This is a genomic window from Bernardetia sp. ABR2-2B, assembly GCF_037126435.1.
Lineage (GTDB): Bacteria > Bacteroidota > Bacteroidia > Cytophagales > Bernardetiaceae > Bernardetia.
The window spans coordinates 1,062,037-1,079,446 of sequence record NZ_CP147020.1 but is presented as its reverse complement, the minus strand read 5'-3'; the positions used below and the strand labels follow the sequence as shown (position 1 = coordinate 1,079,446).

The 17,410-nt window shown below is 30.6% G+C and carries 15 protein-coding genes; 5 read left to right on the top strand and 10 right to left on the bottom strand.

The genetic code is table 11. The features are described 5' to 3' along the window. Positions 1–19: 19 nt before the first annotated feature. Together WAF17_RS04520 and WAF17_RS04515 are read right to left on the bottom strand one after the other, a co-directional pair. Positions 20–1,204 (bottom strand): tetratricopeptide repeat protein, encoded by a 1,185-nt coding sequence (locus WAF17_RS04520; RefSeq protein ID WP_338766790.1) that lies wholly within the window; start codon positions 1,202–1,204, stop codon positions 20–22. A gap of 30 nt (positions 1,205–1,234) precedes the next feature. Beyond that, positions 1,235–2,818 (bottom strand): MBOAT family O-acyltransferase, encoded by a 1,584-nt coding sequence (locus WAF17_RS04515; protein WP_338766787.1) that lies wholly within the window; start codon positions 2,816–2,818, stop codon positions 1,235–1,237. Between the two features lie 239 nt (positions 2,819–3,057). On the opposite strand from WAF17_RS04515, the gene WAF17_RS04510 reads away from it, so the two are divergent. The 4 genes from WAF17_RS04510 (at position 3,058) to WAF17_RS04495 (ending at position 7,043) form a co-directional block, all read left to right on the top strand. Continuing rightward, the gene (locus WAF17_RS04510) at positions 3,058–5,181 is read left to right on the top strand and encodes a 7TM diverse intracellular signaling domain-containing protein (RefSeq protein ID WP_338766784.1); all 2,124 of its coding nucleotides are present in this window, start codon (positions 3,058–3,060) and stop codon (positions 5,179–5,181) included. Between the two features lie 106 nt (positions 5,182–5,287). Then, the gene (locus WAF17_RS04505; protein WP_338766781.1) at positions 5,288–5,704 is read left to right on the top strand and encodes a hypothetical protein; all 417 of its coding nucleotides are present in this window, start codon (positions 5,288–5,290) and stop codon (positions 5,702–5,704) included. 193 nt (positions 5,705–5,897) lie between these two features. Then, positions 5,898–6,242, top strand: coding sequence for a hypothetical protein (locus WAF17_RS04500; RefSeq protein ID WP_338766778.1), 345 nt, complete (start codon positions 5,898–5,900; stop codon positions 6,240–6,242). Positions 6,243–6,251: 9 nt separating this feature from the next. Further along, positions 6,252–7,043: a nucleotidyltransferase domain-containing protein gene (locus WAF17_RS04495; protein ID WP_338766775.1), complete on the top strand. Its 792-nt coding sequence runs from the start codon at positions 6,252–6,254 to the stop codon at positions 7,041–7,043. A gap of 14 nt (positions 7,044–7,057) precedes the next feature. Here WAF17_RS04495 and WAF17_RS04490 read toward each other — a convergent pair whose 3' ends face one another. The 4 genes from WAF17_RS04490 to WAF17_RS04475 form a co-directional block, all read right to left on the bottom strand. Beyond that, on the bottom strand, positions 7,058–8,290 hold the full coding sequence (locus WAF17_RS04490) for a hypothetical protein (protein ID WP_338766772.1): 1,233 nt from the start codon (positions 8,288–8,290) through the stop codon (positions 7,058–7,060). 53 nt (positions 8,291–8,343) lie between these two features. Then, entirely contained in the window at positions 8,344–9,315 is a 972-nt protein-coding gene (locus WAF17_RS04485; protein ID WP_338766769.1) for an ABC transporter ATP-binding protein, read from the bottom strand. 167 nt (positions 9,316–9,482) lie between these two features. Next, positions 9,483–10,340, bottom strand: coding sequence for a hypothetical protein (locus WAF17_RS04480; RefSeq protein ID WP_338766767.1), 858 nt, complete (start codon positions 10,338–10,340; stop codon positions 9,483–9,485). Between the two features lie 25 nt (positions 10,341–10,365). After that, positions 10,366–10,692: a helix-turn-helix domain-containing protein gene (locus WAF17_RS04475; protein WP_338766764.1), complete on the bottom strand. Its 327-nt coding sequence runs from the start codon at positions 10,690–10,692 to the stop codon at positions 10,366–10,368. 112 nt (positions 10,693–10,804) lie between these two features. Here WAF17_RS04475 and WAF17_RS04470 point away from each other — a divergent pair, with 112 nt between their 5' ends. After that, positions 10,805–11,317, top strand: coding sequence for a VOC family protein (locus tag WAF17_RS04470; RefSeq protein WP_338770139.1), 513 nt, complete (start codon positions 10,805–10,807; stop codon positions 11,315–11,317). 76 nt (positions 11,318–11,393) lie between these two features. Here WAF17_RS04470 and WAF17_RS04465 read toward each other — a convergent pair whose 3' ends face one another. The 4 genes from WAF17_RS04465 to WAF17_RS04450 all read right to left on the bottom strand — a co-directional run bounded on the left by WAF17_RS04465 (position 11,394) and on the right by WAF17_RS04450 (position 17,027). Next, positions 11,394–12,059, bottom strand: a complete 666-nt coding sequence (locus WAF17_RS04465; RefSeq protein WP_338766762.1) for a PH domain-containing protein — start codon at positions 12,057–12,059, stop codon at positions 11,394–11,396. A 199-nt stretch (positions 12,060–12,258) separates the two neighbouring features. Then, positions 12,259–12,870, bottom strand: coding sequence for a superoxide dismutase (locus tag WAF17_RS04460; RefSeq protein WP_338766759.1), 612 nt, complete (start codon positions 12,868–12,870; stop codon positions 12,259–12,261). Positions 12,871–12,999: 129 nt separating this feature from the next. Next, a complete protein-coding gene (locus WAF17_RS04455) occupies positions 13,000–16,344 on the bottom strand; it encodes a type ISP restriction/modification enzyme (protein WP_338766756.1) in 3,345 nt (1,114 codons plus the stop codon). 266 nt (positions 16,345–16,610) lie between these two features. Beyond that, positions 16,611–17,027 carry a helix-turn-helix transcriptional regulator gene (locus WAF17_RS04450; protein WP_338766754.1) on the bottom strand — a complete coding sequence of 139 codons (417 nt, stop codon included), beginning with the start codon at positions 17,025–17,027 and terminating at the stop codon, positions 16,611–16,613. Between the last annotated feature and the right edge of the window lie 383 nt (positions 17,028–17,410).

Genomic DNA, 17,410 nt, shown 5'->3' with positions numbered 1-17,410 from the left:
TTATGTTTTAGTCTTTTTTTTAATCTAATTTTTTGAGTATGTCTTTTGTTTCCTTAATATGTTCTTCTATCAAATGAGTCTCTTTATCTAACTCATAAGATTTTTCAAAGTAGCTTAAAGCAATTTTGTATTGCTTTTTTTCAAAATGATAAATTCCTAGATTACGGTAAGCATACGAATTTTGATTATCAAGTTCCATAGAAACTTGAATATCTTTTAAACCTTCTTCTGTTTGCCCTAGTTTTATTTTGGCTAACCCTCTGTTGTTATAAGAATAAGCAGATGCAGAATCTAATCGAATTGCTTCATTAAAATCTAAAATAGCTTTTTCATATTCTTCTAATAGATTATAAGTATATCCTCTGTTATTAAGTGTAATCGCATTTTTTTTATCTAATTCTAATGATTTCTCGTAATAATATAAACTTTTTTCATACTGTTGGGTATGAGCTTTTGCTAAAGCAAACTGACAATATCTATTAGAATCTAAACTAATTTTCTTTTCTAAATAATCTACAAACTTTTCTGCCTCTATATATTGTTTGGTCATTAAATAAGACTGAAATAAAAGGTCATTAGTAAGTAAAATTTTATTGGTATGACTTCTCAACTCTTTTAAAGGGGAAATTGCTTTCTCGTACTCTTGATTACTAAAAGATTTTACTCCTTCTTGTAAAAGGTTGGTTAATTCTATATCTATATCACTATGATTTCCATTTCTATCATACATATAATTATCCAATGTTGTTCCGATAGGCTCTTCTATAAAATCACTTGTTGATACAAAGGGTATGATTAAATTAAAAATAGTGCAAACAATAAATATCACACTTGCTGCTCTTACAAAATCATACACATCAAATTTCATAGTAACATAGTAAATTGCTACTGCTAACAAGAGAGATAGAAAAGTACCTGCTATATTAATAATCTTTTTTTGAATGGATAGAAAAAGAGTATCCAAAAACCTAGAAGAACCTTGAAACCAAGAATAATTTTTTGAGAAAAATAACCTAAACCGTCCTATCTTCATTTTAAAACTATCATCATTATCATTTGGACATGAGCCAAAATAAAGCTCAATATTTTCAGTTGTAAACAAACCCCCTATTAATGCTCTTCCTATTTGATTTAAAAAACCAATAAAAAGAATGGTAATAATTAGAAATAAAATAACTCCAACAACTGTAATAAAGATATTCATTTACTTGAAAATAACTTGAGGTTATGTTTTTTAAAACTGAAAATAAATAAACGGCTGAACTCCTTCCGACTGTACTTGTAAAATAATTTGAATCACAATAAGGTAACAAACAGCTTTTGCCCAAAAGGGAAGTGAAGCAAAATAATTTCCTAAATTATTATACGATATTTTTGAGCTAAAATGTAAAAATAAACCTACAAAAAGCATCACAACAAACAAAGGACGAGTTTCCCAAAATGGAAGTGCGTAATCAAACTCTGTTGCTATCAAGATTTTTTTGATAGAAAACCACGCCTTCTCAAAACTCTCAGCACGGAAAAATACCCACAAAAATGCCACAAAATGAAAAGTAACCAGCCAACCCAAACTGTTTTTTATAAAATTAATCAAGTTATCAGAAATAGAAAAAGCTGTTTTTTTCAAAAAGCCTATTTCTTTATTTTTTAGATGTATATCAGAACTGTCTTTATCTATATCATTCAAATTATTTTTTCTAAAATTTGCTATCAAAGTCAAGTAAATTTTATGAATCACTAAGCCAATTCCGTGCATTCCTCCCCAAAAAACAAATTTCCAGTCTGCACCATGCCAAAAACCTCCAATAAGCATCGTAGCCATAAGAGCCAGATACATTCTCAAAATTCCGTGACGATTTCCACCCAAAGGAATATAAATATAATCACGCAGCCACGTAGAGAGCGAAATATGCCAACGTCTCCAAAAGTCTGTAATAGAAGTAGCCAAATACGGACGGTCAAAATTAAGGCAAAGCTCATAACCCATCAGCATAGCCAAGCCAATTGCCATATCTGAATAGCCCGAAAAATCACAGTAAATCTGAATCGTATAGCCATACATTGCCAAAAGATGCTCAAAACCTGTGTAGCCATCTATATTTGAATAAATTAAATCTACATATTGAGCAATATAATCAGCCAAAACAGCCTTTTTGAATAAACCTTTCAGAATCCAAAAAAGTCCCCAGCCTAAAGTAACCGAGTTAAATTCTAACCTTTTCCGTATTTGTGGTAAAAAATCTTTTGCTCTTACAATAGGACCTGCTACAAGCTGTGGAAAAAAACTAAGGTAAAAAGTAAAATCAAATAAGTTTCTACAAACAGGAATTTCCTTTTTATAAACATCAACAACATAGCTAATCGCTTGAAACGTAAAAAACGAAATTCCGATAGGAAGAAAAATAGACTCTAACTGAATATTTTGAGAAGTAATTATATTCCAGTTTTTGAGAAAGAAAAAGGTGTATTTAAAATAAAAAAGCAAACTTACGTTTACTAAAATACTAATCCAAAGTACAAATTTTCTATTTCTTTTTAGTGGAAAGGAATCTATAAAGAAACCACTTAAATAATTAAATAGAGATGAAAAAGCCAATAAAAAAACAAAGCCACCACTAGATTTGTAATAGAAAAAAAAGCTGAAAGCGATTACATAAATAATTCTCAATAAATCATTTTTGTAAAAAAAAATATAGCCACCATAGAATAAAAGAAAAAGCACCAAAAAAACACCACTATTAAAAAGCAGAGGAGAGTTTTGGCTATAAACTAAAAATTGATTCAGAATGTGATTTATTAACCTTTCAAATTCTATCATATCTTATAAAAATATTGAATTTTATCTATTTTTTATAGTATTATTTTATGTGAAAAAGTTTTTAACATCTTCAAAATTCGAATATGTATTACCTTTTCTTATTTTTATTGTAATTTAGACTTATAAAACTGTTTCACTTGTGCATCTGTCTGCTTTTCACAATGCAAAACTATACATTAAAATATATATATCCATATTTATTCAAATTTTTATCTAATCGAATAATTTCAAAAATTTATTTGTTAGGTTTTATAGCTTTGTTTCTTGCTTTTTCTTCTTGTGCTGATAAGAAAGAACTTTCCGTTGAAGTAGAAAAAGGAGTTATAGATTTATCTGATAAAATAATAGAACCAGAAGAAGTAATCGTACTAAAAGGAGAGTGGCAGTTTTTTTGGGACAAATGGATTCTGCCTAAAAATATAGACGAGCAAAAAGATTTTCAATATGTACCAGTACCAACTTCTTGGAATACATATAAAGACCCAAAAACAGACGAAAACTATCCCTCAAAAGGTGCTGCAACATATAGAATTCAAGTAAAATTACCTAAAAACCTTCGTAAAAATGTAGCTCTCAAAATCCCTAAAGTATGGGCTGCTAACAAAGTATTTGTCAATGAAAAACCAGTTTATGAAGCAGGTAAACTAACAACAAATGCAGAAGAAGCTGATGATGTTTTTTTAGGAGATTTGATAATGTTAGAAGAAGCCTCTGAGCTAGATATTGTCGTACAGGTAGCAAACCCTGATTTTTTTATCGGAGGAATCCTTGAAAACTTTGAAGTTGGGGCATATAAAAACCTTCTACAAGCAAAGGAAGTCAAACAAAATTGGAGTGGAGTATGGCTTGGACTTTTATTTTTTATTGCAATTTATCATTTTGTGCTTTTTGTATTTCGTCCAAAGCAAAAATCTACGCTTTACTTTGGTCTTCTGACGTTCTTTTTAGGAATGATTCATCTTGTTTTTGCAGACCATTACTTTTATGAATACCTATATCTGCATACAGGGTTTGATACTTCTATTCAGTTTAGAGTTTATTACGGTTCGTTTTTCTTGCTTTTTCCTACGGCAATTTTATATTTACAATCCCTTTATCCAAAGGAAGCCAAACGATTTATGTTTCCTGTTTCTGGAGGGTTGGCTGCCGTGGGTATGTTATTTCTATTTTTACCTACTTATATTTTTCTTCAATTTATTCAGCCTCTACAAGTGGTTCAGATGATTATTGCAATTCTTTTGGGACTTACTATTCTAGGGACAGCCATTTATAAAAAACGAGATGAAACACTTTGGCAAAGCTTAGGAATTGCTTTTTTGCTCTTGACAGGAATACATGATGGATTAAATACGGTTGGAATTTCACTGACAGGTTATTTTGATTTGATTCAATTTGGTTTTGGTGCTTTTATTCTTCTTCAAATGGGAGTTTTGGCAAAACGCTTTTCGAAAGCATTTAATAGAGTAGAAGATTTAACAGTCAATTTGGAACGCAAAGTAACAGAAAGGACTATTGAGGTAAATGAAAGAAATGTAGAATTGCAACAACAGAGTGAGGTTTTGGAAGAAAAGAATCAGCATATTACGGATTCCATTCGTTATGCTGCACGGATTCAGAAGTCTATTTTGGGAGATAAAAACCTATTAGGAGATTTATTTTATGATAGCTTTGTTTTATTTAAGCCTCGTGATATTGTAAGTGGTGATTTTTATTGGTTCTCGCAAGTAATTATTGATAAGAAAATGCACTCTATTGTTGTTTGTGCTGATTGTACGGGGCACGGCGTACCGGGGGCATTTATGACAGTGATGGGAAATGATTTATTGACTGAAATTGTAATCAATAAAAAAATAACTGAGCCAAGTGAAATATTAAAACTCCTTGATGAGAAAATAGAAGCAACCTTTAGAAACCAGAATACAAGAGATGGAATGGACGTAGCCATCATAAATTATTGTCATTCTAGCAGAACATTGAAGTTTGCAGGTGCAAAAAACCCACTCTATTTAGTAGAACACGGAACAATAAAAGAAATAAAAGGCTCAAAACACGCTATTGGAGGAGGAAAATCAAAATATAAAAATCGTAAGGAAAAAAGTTTTGAAACTTCCACGTTTATTCTTCCCAATCAAACGACACTTTATATGGCAAGTGATGGCTATCAAGACCAGTTTGGAAAGCCTGAAAATGAAGAGAGTGAGACAAGAAAGTTTATGAAAAAACGTTTTAGAGAGCTTTTATTAGAAATCAGTAAACTGCCTATTGCAGAACAAGAAAATACACTAGACACTATCTTAGAAGGTTGGAAACAAACAGAAAAGCAAACAGATGATATTTTGGTAATGGGAATTTATGTAGAGTAATTTTCTATGGAGATAAGGAGTTATTTATTTATACAAATTTGTGAAAATAATATAAATAACTTTTATCTTTGTGCTTACTTACAAACTACTTAAAAATAAATTATTTATGAAAACCAAAGTCTCCCAAAGCTCTTGTTATGACTTAGAGGTAGATTATACAAAAAATAGAGTTTATCTTACTATACTTAAAAAGTGGAGTGCAGAGGATGGTAATAAAGAGTTTTCTGATTTTTCTTTAGAGTGGCAAACAATTATTAGTAAAATAACTGTAGATTTTACTATCATCTGTGATGTTCGCTTAATGCCTGTTTTGTCTCGCCAAATGGTAGAAGTTTTTGAAAATATGCAAGAGTATGTTACCAAAAATGGTCTTTGCCATTTAGCTGAAATTGTTGCAGAAGATGATATTCCTAATCTACAAATGGCTCGTATTTCTGAACGGTCTGGTATTCCTTTGAGTAGGTTTCAGAGCTATGAGTTGGCTGATAAATACTTAGATAAATTTTTAGAAGAGTGTATATAGTGTATGTTTATATTTGTTTTGAGAAAAAAATGAACAAATGATTCGGAATAAGAATTTTTAATATAAAATTCATAAACTACTATCAAATAACTAATATTGATTATAATTTACTTTTACAGAGATGATAACAAGATGCATTGATAGGAAAAAATATACGATTTCTATTGACATAGTAAAGAATCGTATTTATTTTATGCTTCATCAAGGAAAGTGGGAACAAGAGGATATAAATTATTTGTTATCTGACTGGAAAGAAGTTGTGGCTCAAGTTCAAAATAACTTTACAATCTTATCAGACATTAGAAATTTACAAATTCAATCTCCTACTTCAGACAAAATACATGAAGAGGCGCAACGTTATGTAGCTGAAAATGGACTTTTGAGAATAGCTAGAGTTATTCCTAACAATGATATTGTTAATTTACAATTTGGAAGGATTGTAAAACGCTCTTCTATGCCAAATAATGATTTTTATGATGTGGAAGAAGCTGAAAAATATTTGGATAGAATTGTAGAAGAATTGTCTCAAAGAAAATAAGAAGAAAAGATGCAAACAAATCTAAAAAATTCTATTCCGAAAGAGATTCAAATTTATATAGAGGAGTGTCTGGAAAAAGTAGAAAAAGAAAACAACATCAAAATATTGTATGCTTGTGAGAGTGGAAGCCGTGCATGGGGTTTTGGTTCGCCTGACAGTGATTACGATGTTCGATTTTTATTTATCCACAAAAAAGATAAATATCTGTCTGTCAATTATCCTTTAGATTCTATTGATAAGTTTTACGATAACGATGTAGATTTATCAGCTTGGGAAATAAAAAAAGCACTATCACTATTGGTAAAATCAAATGCTACTCCTTTTGAGTGGCTACAATCTCCAATTATTTATAGAAAAAATGAAGAGTTCAGAAACGAGTTGTGGGAGCTTTCAAAGCAATACTTTTCTGCAAAAACACTCATTTTTCATTATCTAGGAATTGCAAAAGGAATGCTTTCAAAGATAGAAGATAATCAAATTTCCATTAAAAAATATTTTTATATTTTGCGTCCTGTGTTGGCTGCCTACTATATCAAAACAAGAAATGAAGCTGCGCCAATGGAATTTAAGTTTTTGGTAAATAACCTACAAAACAAAGAAGAAAAAGGAATAAAAACTGCCATCAAAAAACTTTGGCAAGAAAAACTAATTGCAAAAGAAGGCGATAAAATAGAAATCCCTATTTTTATTCATTCCTTTATAGAAAACAAAATTTCGGAGTGTGGTATTTATGCTAGTAATCTGAAACGAGAAACTAAAAACATTGAACCTCTGAACGAATTTTTTAGAAATCTATTATAACTTATAGATACTAATTATTGCTCTAATAAGATTTTAATTTCATCTAGCTTTTTCATATACGCTGTGTGTCTGTCTTCATCTTTTTTGCTGTAGTCTTCTTTTTCTCTTTCTTTTTTTCGCATTTCATTGTCTGCTGCGTATTTAATAGTTTTTGCTAAGGATTCTTTTGCATTTATTTTTTTTCCTGCGAAAAGACAGGCAAAATTTGGGTCTGCATTTTTACTCAATAATGTTTTTACAAGTTCAATATCTCGTTTTTCTACGGCAAGTAGGAGAGGTGTTTTTCCAAAATTTGTACATTGATTCCAATTTACATCATATTTATTTATCAAATCAATCCATTCTTTTCTCGTATGCTGATTTGGTTTTTTCTTTCTGTTAGAACTATATACTTTACCATCAACATTTTCGCTAATTACTTTCTCTAAGAAATCGCCTTTCATACAAGATGAAGACACACTATTTTCTAACAGCCATTTAGTACGTTCGAAATTAAGTTTTCTAAAGTTGCTAACTTCTACAATCTCTCCGAACTCCTCACAGTTAGTCTTACTCAAATCAATCTCATATTTTTCTGCTAATTTCTTGTAATTATCTCCTTTAAATAAAGTGGTTTTGTCAAATTTTTGTGTATCAGCTCCTTTTTCTACCAAAAAATCAAGGATTTTTTCATTAGAAGAAAAAATTCTTAGTCGGTCAGTTTTTGCTCCCAAGTCAAAAACAAATTGAGTTTTTTGAAAGTCATCTTGATTAATGTAATATTCAACCAGAGAAAAATTATCTTTCGTCTTTTTATTTACATTTGCTCCACGACCGACAAGCTGCCGAACCATCATTGTATCTTCACTAAAAAGTAATAAAACAGGATAAGACTTCGTAACCATCTTAATCTTAGTCTGTCTTTTTCTAAATTTTGTACGAAATAACTTATTACTTATAGAAACTCCTAGATTGACGAGTGCAGTTTCTGCTGAATTCGAACCTCCTACTTCCTCAAAATCACAAGGAATATTTATATCTACTTCTTGAGCAAGGTAATTATCAATGTTTTTTAGTAGCTTTTCATTACTGATACTATCCTCTACCAAACATTCACAAAAAGTCTGTTGCAAAGAATCTTGTTTTTGCTGTTGTAGTCTTTGAGCAAGTTGTTGAGCTTTATCGTCTTCAATGTCTTCTACTTTTTTAGCTGTCTGACAAGAAAATATAAAAAGAAATAAAAATAGAGAACTATAAATTTTATTCATTGTAGAGAGTTGTGAGAGGTTATTTTTATCAAAATACAAAATACTTTTCAGAATTAAGTGAAAGAAAATGTCTTTTTTATATCAACCTGTAAAGTATCTCCTTTTTCAAATTCTTGATAAGTATTACTTTGGATTTTGAAAGCTTTATTAGAAGAGTTTTTACCAATTAAAGTGTAACTATTCCCATAAAAAACTTTCTGTTCTATTGTAATACTTTCTGAAGAAGTAGAGGGGTTGTTTTTATCAAGAATTTCTATCCATTCTGGACGTGTATATTCTGATTCAGAAACTTGTTGTATTTCCCCAAAAAGCGTAGCTACATATTTTGTTTTTGGGTGTTGATACAATTCTTGATGACTACCAAACTGTTCTATTTTCCCGTTTCGCATTACAGCGAGGTTTTGAGCCAGTGAAAGAGCATCTTGAAGGTCATGAGTAACAAGAATTGTCGTAGTTTCTGATTTTTTGAGAATATGTTTTATTTGTTCTCTTACTTCTGCTTTAAGCTGCTCATCAAGATTAGAAAAAGGCTCATCTAAGAGTAAAAGCTTGGGTTTTGGAGCAAGAGCACGAGCCAAAGCCACTCGTTGTTGTTGTCCTCCCGAAAGCTCATGAGGAAACCGTTTTTCATAATTGGGAAGCTCTACTAGAGAAAGCATTTCATTTACTCTTTCTTTTTTCTGCGATTTATTATGAGTTTTGCCACTTAATCCATAGGCAATATTTTCAAAAACAGTCAGATGAGGAAAGAGCGCATAATGCTGAAAAAAAAGTCCTACATTTCTCTTTTCAGGCTTAATAAAAATAGATTTATTACTGTCATAAACTAATTTGTCTTGCAAAGTCATGATGCCATTTGAAGCTTTTTCTAACCCTGCTATCATTCTCAAAAGAGTAGTTTTGCCACTTCCACTTTCTCCCAAAAGAGCTAATGTTTCTCCTTTTTTGAGTGTGAAAGAAATATCATCGACAGCAAAACTCTCCATTAGAGGAAATTTTTTATAAAGGTTTTTTATTTGTAGCATAACTATTTGAGTTGTCAAATGGAAAACAACAAATTTCGACAAAAAATACGTTCAAAACCTAAGTTTCGAACGTATTTTAAAATCTATATCTATTATTTTGTTGTTGCTACGCTAAAGCACTCACAACGGTAGGGAAATCATACTTTGTCGAATACCACCATTTTATTCTACAACTGAATATGAACATGGTCATCATGCCTAGAAGCCTTACAACCATGAAAATGCCATTTTGGAGAAGTAATTTTAAAACGATTTTTGAGATGAGGTTCTAAAAAAAACTTCTTTATAGATTGTTCTTTTATAATCAAAGTCATTAAATAACTTGTTCTTTTTTTATCAAAAGAATAATTGTCCTCGTTGCTATATACTTTGGCATATTTTCCTATTTCGTAGTACCAACTTTGTTTCAAACAGACTTCTGCTTGATTAAACTCTCCCTTTTTGGGTTCTTCATAAATTCCATAACCAGAAAAAGAAGGTTTTTCGTCAGTAGGTTCTTGAGTTTCCTTATCCAAATAGAAAAAGCTCAAATCTATTTTTTTTCCGTCATTATGGCTAAGGTGAGGTAAAAGTGGAAAGCCTTTGTTTTTATATAAGGCAAGAGAAAATGGAAAATTAGCATCCAAATAACTCACTTTTGAGTTAGGATATTTTTTATCAAAATTATTTCCTATTCTAAATAAAGCCTCTCTGAGTTTTGGTTTTACATAATGTCTATTCAAAATACATGTCCAAATAGTAGTAGGTTGAATATTATTTTCTGCAAAAATTGGAAGTGCTACTCTATTGCTATACTTCTCTGCTGCAAGTGGAACAACGATAAATGTAGCGAAAAGATAAAACCCAAAAAATAGAGATAGTTTTATTTTGAGATAAGTAGAGTACGATTTTTTCTTTATTTTAAAACATAAAAAATTTGCTTGTAGCCACATGACTAACCAGATTGCTCCTCCAATTTGAGTAAAAACAGTCAATAAAACAATAAGAAAAATTTGTAAAATAAAAGAAGCTATTTTTTTGAACATAGGTTATTTTTATTGAAGCTATTCACTAATCAGTTGCAGTATTTTTATTATCTTCCAATCCCCATTTATCTAAACTTCTCAAAATACTTTCTAAGGACTTTCCTCTTTTACTCAATTTATATTCTACTTTAGGAGGAGATACAGGAAAAACTGTTCTACAAATAAGCCCATCTTTTTCTAATTCTCTAACTGTTTGAGTAAACATTTTATTTGAAATACTTGGAATTTGTTTTTGTAACTCTCCTGAACGTAATTCTCCTTCTAATAGATGAAATAAAATTAAAGGTTTCCATTTTGTTCCAATAAGATTCATTGTATAATTAAGAGGACAATGTTGTTTTTTGTTAATCATAAAAATATAAATAATTGATAGTCTGTATTTTACACATTTTGGTAACTTATTGTTATTTTGACAAATATAGCTCAACTTTGTTATCTAATTATAGACAATAACTAAAAAATAGATTATGAAAAATCAAGATTATCCAAAATCATTTTCTCATATCGGAATGACAGTGCCAAATATTAAAGAAGCTGTAAAGTTTTATTCAGAGGTAATGGGCTGGTATATTATTATGGAGCCTTCTCAAATTAAAAAAGAAAAAGAAACTGCTATTGGGCAGATGTGTATTGATGTTTTTGGAGAAGATTGGGAAGAGTTTGAAATTGCACATTTAGCTACTTCTGATGGAATTGGAGTAGAGCTATTTTCATTTCCTCATGGAGTTAAAGAAGCTCCTGAATTTAATCCATTCAATACAGGACTTTTTCATTTTTGCATACAAGACCCAAATATTGAAGAATTGATTGATAAAATCATATCTTATGGTGGCAAAAAAAGAATGCCAATTAGAGAATATTATCCAAACGATAAACCTTATAAAATGTGTTATGTAGAAGACCCTTTTGGAATTGTTTTCGAAATATATACGCATAGTTATGAGCTTACCTATTCGTCGGGTGCATATACCAAATAAGAATTGAAAAGCCTATTCATAAAAATACCTCTTAATTAATAATTTGATTAAGAGGTATTTTTGGTTTTATGAAAAATTAATTATTGATATATTTCAAAAATACATCAGAGTAATCTTTTTTAACATATTTTTCTTTTGCATCATCTAAAAAATGAGAAATATATTTAGTTACTCTCTCTAATTCTTCGGCTTGATTTGCTTCGTTTGTTCTATTATTTGCTACTACTTGAATAGCCTTATTGATGGCATCATAAGCTCCATTGTAATCTGAATAATTACTACTTTCGATTAGAGACATTGTATAAAGAGCTTTATATAAATCTTTGAGTTGCTCTAATTGATTCTTATCTACATCGATAGAAAAAGAAACTCCTCCAGAAGAAGACGAGCTTGATTTTGAAATAGAAGAGGCACTATTTCTTACGCCTAATTTGAATTTTATTTCAACATCTAAATCTATTGTTCCTGCTGTTTCTAACAAAACAGAAGAGATTGGATATTTATAATATTCATATCTTTTTAGTGTTCGTTTTTTGCTCATGGCACTTGTTCCATCTACGTGAATTAAGGCACGATTAGTAAAACAGTATTCGTCCTGTTTTGATTTTATTAAGAAGAATATTTTTTCATTGTCTTCGTGCAAAATATAATCATCAGATTCTACTTTGTTATAGTTTTCTGGTGAAATAATTTTTCCAATATCACTAAGTCCGAGAGCTTCGGAAGCCATTTTTTTGAACATAAAAATTAATTAAGTTAGGTGATTAAAAAAATAGGTATAAATGGTTTTGTTTTAAAATATTTTATACGATTAAAAATGCTTTAAAGTTATTCAAAATTTGGATTTATAGTATTTATAAAAATCAATATACTAAAAAAAGCGTTTTATCCAATTTAAGATAAAACGCTTTTGTATAATTTTCTAAGTCTGCTGAAACAAATTATTTAGCATTTGTATAGTTTTCTGCTACTTTGCTCCAATCTACAACATTCCAAAATGCACCTACATAATCAGGACGTTTGTTTTGGTATTTCAGATAGTATGCGTGTTCCCAAACATCAATTCCCAAAACAGGAGTACCTTTTTCAGAAGCTACTTCCATCAATGGATTATCTTGGTTTGGCGTTCCTGTAACAGCTAATGAGCCATCAGCTTTTACGATAAGCCACGCCCAACCCGAACCGAATTGTGTTTTGGCAGCTTCTTCAAATTTGGTCTTGAAATCTGCATAAGAACCGAATGCTTTATTGATTGCTTCTGCAAGTTCTCCAGAAGGTTCTCCCCCACCGTTTGGTGACATTACTTTCCAAAAAAGGTCGTGATTGTAATATCCACCACCATTATTTCGAACAGCTTTATTAGATGAAGAACTAACACTTTTTAGAATTTCTTCAATGCTTTTTCCTTCCATATCTGTACCTTTGATAGCTGCATTTAGCTTGTCAGTATAGCCTTGATGGTGTTTTGTATGGTGAATTGTCATTGTTTGCTCATCGATATTTGGTTCAAGAGCGTTGTAGTCGTAAGGCAACTTAGGAAGTTCGAATGCCATAAGTAAAAAATAGTTTAGGGTTAAAAATGAGTTTAAAAATAAATTCAAAAAAATAGAATGAATTATAGATTACCAACTTCAATAAAACTGAATTGTTTGATAAAATTTTTATAAAACTTGATTTACCATTTAAAACAAAATAGTATCAATTTCCTTCATCAATCTATCTGTTTCAGATAAAGCAACGATGATTTTTTGATAGTGATTGATGTCCTCAAAAGTGAGCTTTCTACCTTTCCTATCTTTGAGCCACTTTTGGGCAGGTTGATAACCTCCAATATAAAACTCCCAAGCTATTTTTGGTACATTATCAAAATATTGAGTTTCATTGATATAGACTTTTCCTAAATCAGTTTTTTTATTGAGAGCATATTTTGGACGTTGTTCTACTTCGTTTTCGCCTCCCTCATTTGAGCTAATAGGATAAGAAGTAATAAAATTATCTACTACATCACTTTCCAATAAATGAATTTGTCTTATCTGACCTCCTAAATCAACCAATTTCCAAAACGTTTTTGCATCAGTAGGATAAGGAACTCTAGGAAAATCTATCTTCAAAAACTCCTTATACTTTTCTCTATATTTTGGTGAATGAAGAACAGCATAGATATAATCCAAAATATCAATAGGCGCAAACGTTCCTTTCTTTTTTGTTTTCTCCACCGTAAAAACTAAACCTAATTTTTGAGCGATTTGAGCTACTATTTCTTTTTTTAGATTCGGCTTTCTTGGTTCTTCTTGTGCTTCATAGAGTGTTCCATTTGTTGCTTCTTTCATTTCTAAGGCATTTGTTAGCTTTTCTACCTCTTCTTTTAGTTTGTCATATTCCTTCTTCTGTTTTTTATATATTTTTTGAGCTTCTTTATGATTTCCATTTTTGATTTCATACATCTGTGTAAGGGCTGCAAACGCCTTTTTCATAGTTTCTAAACTTGCTCTTTTTTCTTCCCATTGAAGATATAAAATAGTTCTTCTTTCTTCTGATAGTTTTTTTGGTTTTTCTTTTTCTGGATAGAGGTAAAGAGGGAATATTGAAGTTATGAATCTATCGGAAATTCTTGCGTCAATTATATTTTTGGTAATAAATGAATTAGTGTAACCAATCTCGTCATTTTCCTTATTTATCTTAGGTAATGTTAATCCAATATTTTTATCATTGATAAAATGTTGCATTACTTTCTCTCTTGCCCTTTCTATCAAATCGGTATCATAATAAATACTTCTTGTATCAAAGGGACGATAATCAATGTTTCTTATCAATTCATGTTCTGGACTAGAGTGATAAACTGATTCTATGTTTGTAGTTAAATCTTTATGATTATAATTTATTAAAACAGCGTCTTTACCACTCACAATTCCTACTGAATTAATTACAAATAATTCATTGACAGAAAACCCTTTATCATATTCTGCTTGTGCTTCAAAATCCTTTTGCACCATAAAATAATTAGGTGCAACATTTGGAAGTTTTGTGAAAGATATATCTTTAAGAGAATGATTATCTAAAAAATCATACTTATGTTCCCTTCTTCCATACAAATCATAGTGAAAAACTTGTCCTAGTTCGTCTTTTTTCTTTTTTCCAGTTTTGACAAAAATATTGATACTGACACCTTGCTGAATATCAAAGACGTTTTGGTCTATGCTTCCATCAGGCGAAACTTCTTTTTTCTTAGAATTACCATGTAAATCTATGGTGTAAATTTTATCGTATGTCTTAAGCAAATTCCAACGCATTCCTCTAAAAGTAGGATTATCTAAAAAGCCATGTGGATTAATAAAAGCAAGGATACCACTTTCATTTTTTTCTATAAAGTGCTGACCATAACGCAAAAACTTGACATAATCATCATTTATCCATTTTGGATTTCTTTCCTTTAATTTTACTTTTCCTTCGGGTTCTTTCTTATAATCTTCCATCAATTCCATAATCCATTTTCCTTTATTCTGACTTTCGCCACTATACGGAGGATTACCCAAAATAACCATTACAGGCGTATCTTTTTTGATTTTATTGGCTTCATTTGCTTCTGTACTAAGCCAATTTGCAAAACTGCTTTCTAGCTCTGTACTACCTTCTTCTAATGAATTTGTTAGAAAAATTCTAAAACGCTCCTGTTTGTTTGACTCTGAGGTAGGTTTAAAGCCTGTTTCTTTGAGTAGAAAATCTAGTTTTAGATGAGCCATTGCATACGAAGCCATCAGCAGCTCAAAACCATTCAAACGAGGTAAAAGGTCATTTTCTACATAGCTATTCCAAACTCCTTTTTGATTTTGGAATTGTTTGTAAATGTGTTCTACTGTTTCGGCTAAAAATGTTCCTGTTCCTGTTGCTGGGTCAAGAATCTGTACTTTATGTACTTCTTTTTCTACTAAATCGCCTTTTTCACTTACTTTAATTTTGGTCTTACTGCTGTCTGTTAGTCCCTTAGATAGATTAAATTCAGTTTTGAGTATATCATCAACGGCACGAACTATAAAATTAACTACTGGTTTCGGCGTGTACCAAACCCCTCTTGATTTTCTTAGTTTTGGGTCGTATTCTGCCAAAAAAGTTTCGTAAAAGTGAATGAGGGCATCTTCTGTTTGTGTTTCTCTTCCGTACTCTTCCAATGCAGCTTCTACATTTGCATGTGAAAAAATATCTGCCAAACTATCTACAATCCAAACCAAACGTTCATCTAAATCATACCCTGCTATGTACTGGAATAATTTACGCAAAAAAGGATTTGATTTTGGAATCAGTACAGCAGCTCTCTGACGAGTAAAAGAAGTAGGCGAATCATCGTGCAGTCGTGCTGCAAACATTCCGTAGGCTATTGTTTGAGCATACACATCAGCAAAGGCTTTGTGTGAGATACCTTTTATCAAGATTTGTTTGAAGGCTTCAAATTGCTCGTTTAAAGAAGAGTTTTGACGTTCTTTTTCATCTGAATTGAGTGAGCTTTCTATTACTTCAGCTAATAGTTGCGCCTTTGCAGCCATCATTTCGGCTAATTTTTTCGGACTTTTTATAGTTTGTCCTTCATAGATACAAAAATCGTTGATATGCCTTTCGAAACTCTCAAAATTCTCTCTAATGGGTTCTATCTGTCCATTTTCTATTTTACCAATAGCAATGCTTTTGACAAACTTTTTTTCTTGATAAAAATGGAAATCCAAATAATCTGTAAAAGCAAGATTATCAAGGGAGTTTTTATATCTATCAAATTGGGATTTATTGCCAGTTTTCTTTTTTCCTTCAAGGTCTTTATCTCCAATATCTTTGGCTTCAATAAATCCGACAGGAATATCCTTTTTAGTCAGAACATAGTCAGGCGCACCACAAGCAATACGTTTCGGCTCATTGGTAGCTGATACTTTAGGAACAATACTTTCTAAAAGTGTTTGTAAATCTCCTCTAAATGTATGCTCAGTAGAGTTTCCTAATTGAAAACGCTGATTGATTTTGCTGATGTATTCTTCTAAAATCATTTTTTGTATTTATTACCTATTTCATCAAAGAAAATAACGGAAATCTAAATACGGAAATATAATTGAGAATTTCAATAAACCTTACTCTTAGAGCAAAAAGAATTATTATTTCAACGAAATACAAATAAAAGGACATAAAAAAAAGGCTTTCAAACTATGTAAGTTTAAAAGCCTTTTGAAACTATGGGCGAACAGTGGGGGATTTTTAAACCCTAATTTTTGCTCTTTTTTAATGCCTTTTGTTATTGCTAAGTAGCTCAAAAATGCTATTTTTCTAGTTCTTGTTCCAAACCTTTTATTTTTTCCACAAGTATAGATATTAACCTATCTTTTTCATCTATTGTACTACTCAATGTTTTTACTTTGTCTTCTAGTTTTTTTTTATATATAGCTTCTTCTTCAATCTCTTCAGGAGTAATTGTCATACGTTTAACGAATTTACTGTAATTTTCTTTGTTTATTGCAAATTTGCAATACTCTAGAAATCCATAAGAAGGTATCTCCAGTATTTTACAAATTTCAATAAATCTTTCTAAAGAAATTGAGCTAATTCCCCTCTCTATCTTACTGTAGGCGTTTTGTGTAATCCCCAAACTTTCAGACATATCGGACTGAGATAAACCTCTTAAAATTCTTTCTGACTTGATAGCCTCGTTTATTTTTATTCCTGTAGTAAATTTCATATTAACTATAGTTATTTTTTATACAAAAATATATAACTATAGTTCATAACCCTAAACCATTTAGATTTTGAAAGTATAATAAATGTTAATTTATATAGCTTTTGGGCTTTTAAATTATATTTTATTCTTTTGAGTGCGTATATTTGAGTATTCAAAAACAATTTTTAAGACTATGAAACAATCAAATAACAGGCTAAAAACGATACTTAAAGCCTATGAGAATGATAGAAAAATGACTTTTAAACCTAACAGGGCGTTTTTTTCTCATATCGGTATAGGTTCAAGACGTTTTTATCAATTAATCCGAAATGAAAAACCATTAATGTTCGACGAAATGCAAAGGCTTTCAGAATATTTCGATGTACACATTTTGGAGCTCCACG

Coding starts and splice junctions, on each gene's coding strand:
- WAF17_RS04450 (WP_338766754.1), bottom strand. CDS start 17,027: ATGAAATTTACTACAGGAATAAAAATAAACGAGGCTATCAAGTCAGAA.
- WAF17_RS04490 (WP_338766772.1), bottom strand. CDS start 8,290: ATGAATAAAATTTATAGTTCTCTATTTTTATTTCTTTTTATATTTTCT.
- WAF17_RS04520 (WP_338766790.1), bottom strand. CDS start 1,204: ATGAATATCTTTATTACAGTTGTTGGAGTTATTTTATTTCTAATTATT.
- WAF17_RS04505 (WP_338766781.1), top strand. CDS start 5,288: ATGAAAACCAAAGTCTCCCAAAGCTCTTGTTATGACTTAGAGGTAGAT.
- WAF17_RS04495 (WP_338766775.1), top strand. CDS start 6,252: ATGCAAACAAATCTAAAAAATTCTATTCCGAAAGAGATTCAAATTTAT.
- WAF17_RS04455 (WP_338766756.1), bottom strand. CDS start 16,344: ATGATTTTAGAAGAATACATCAGCAAAATCAATCAGCGTTTTCAATTA.
- WAF17_RS04465 (WP_338766762.1), bottom strand. CDS start 12,059: ATGTTCAAAAAAATGGCTTCCGAAGCTCTCGGACTTAGTGATATTGGA.
- WAF17_RS04500 (WP_338766778.1), top strand. CDS start 5,898: ATGCTTCATCAAGGAAAGTGGGAACAAGAGGATATAAATTATTTGTTA.
- WAF17_RS04515 (WP_338766787.1), bottom strand. CDS start 2,818: ATGATAGAATTTGAAAGGTTAATAAATCACATTCTGAATCAATTTTTA.
- WAF17_RS04480 (WP_338766767.1), bottom strand. CDS start 10,340: ATGTTCAAAAAAATAGCTTCTTTTATTTTACAAATTTTTCTTATTGTT.
- WAF17_RS04460 (WP_338766759.1), bottom strand. CDS start 12,870: ATGGCATTCGAACTTCCTAAGTTGCCTTACGACTACAACGCTCTTGAA.
- WAF17_RS04475 (WP_338766764.1), bottom strand. CDS start 10,692: ATGATTAACAAAAAACAACATTGTCCTCTTAATTATACAATGAATCTT.
- WAF17_RS04485 (WP_338766769.1), bottom strand. CDS start 9,315: ATGCTACAAATAAAAAACCTTTATAAAAAATTTCCTCTAATGGAGAGT.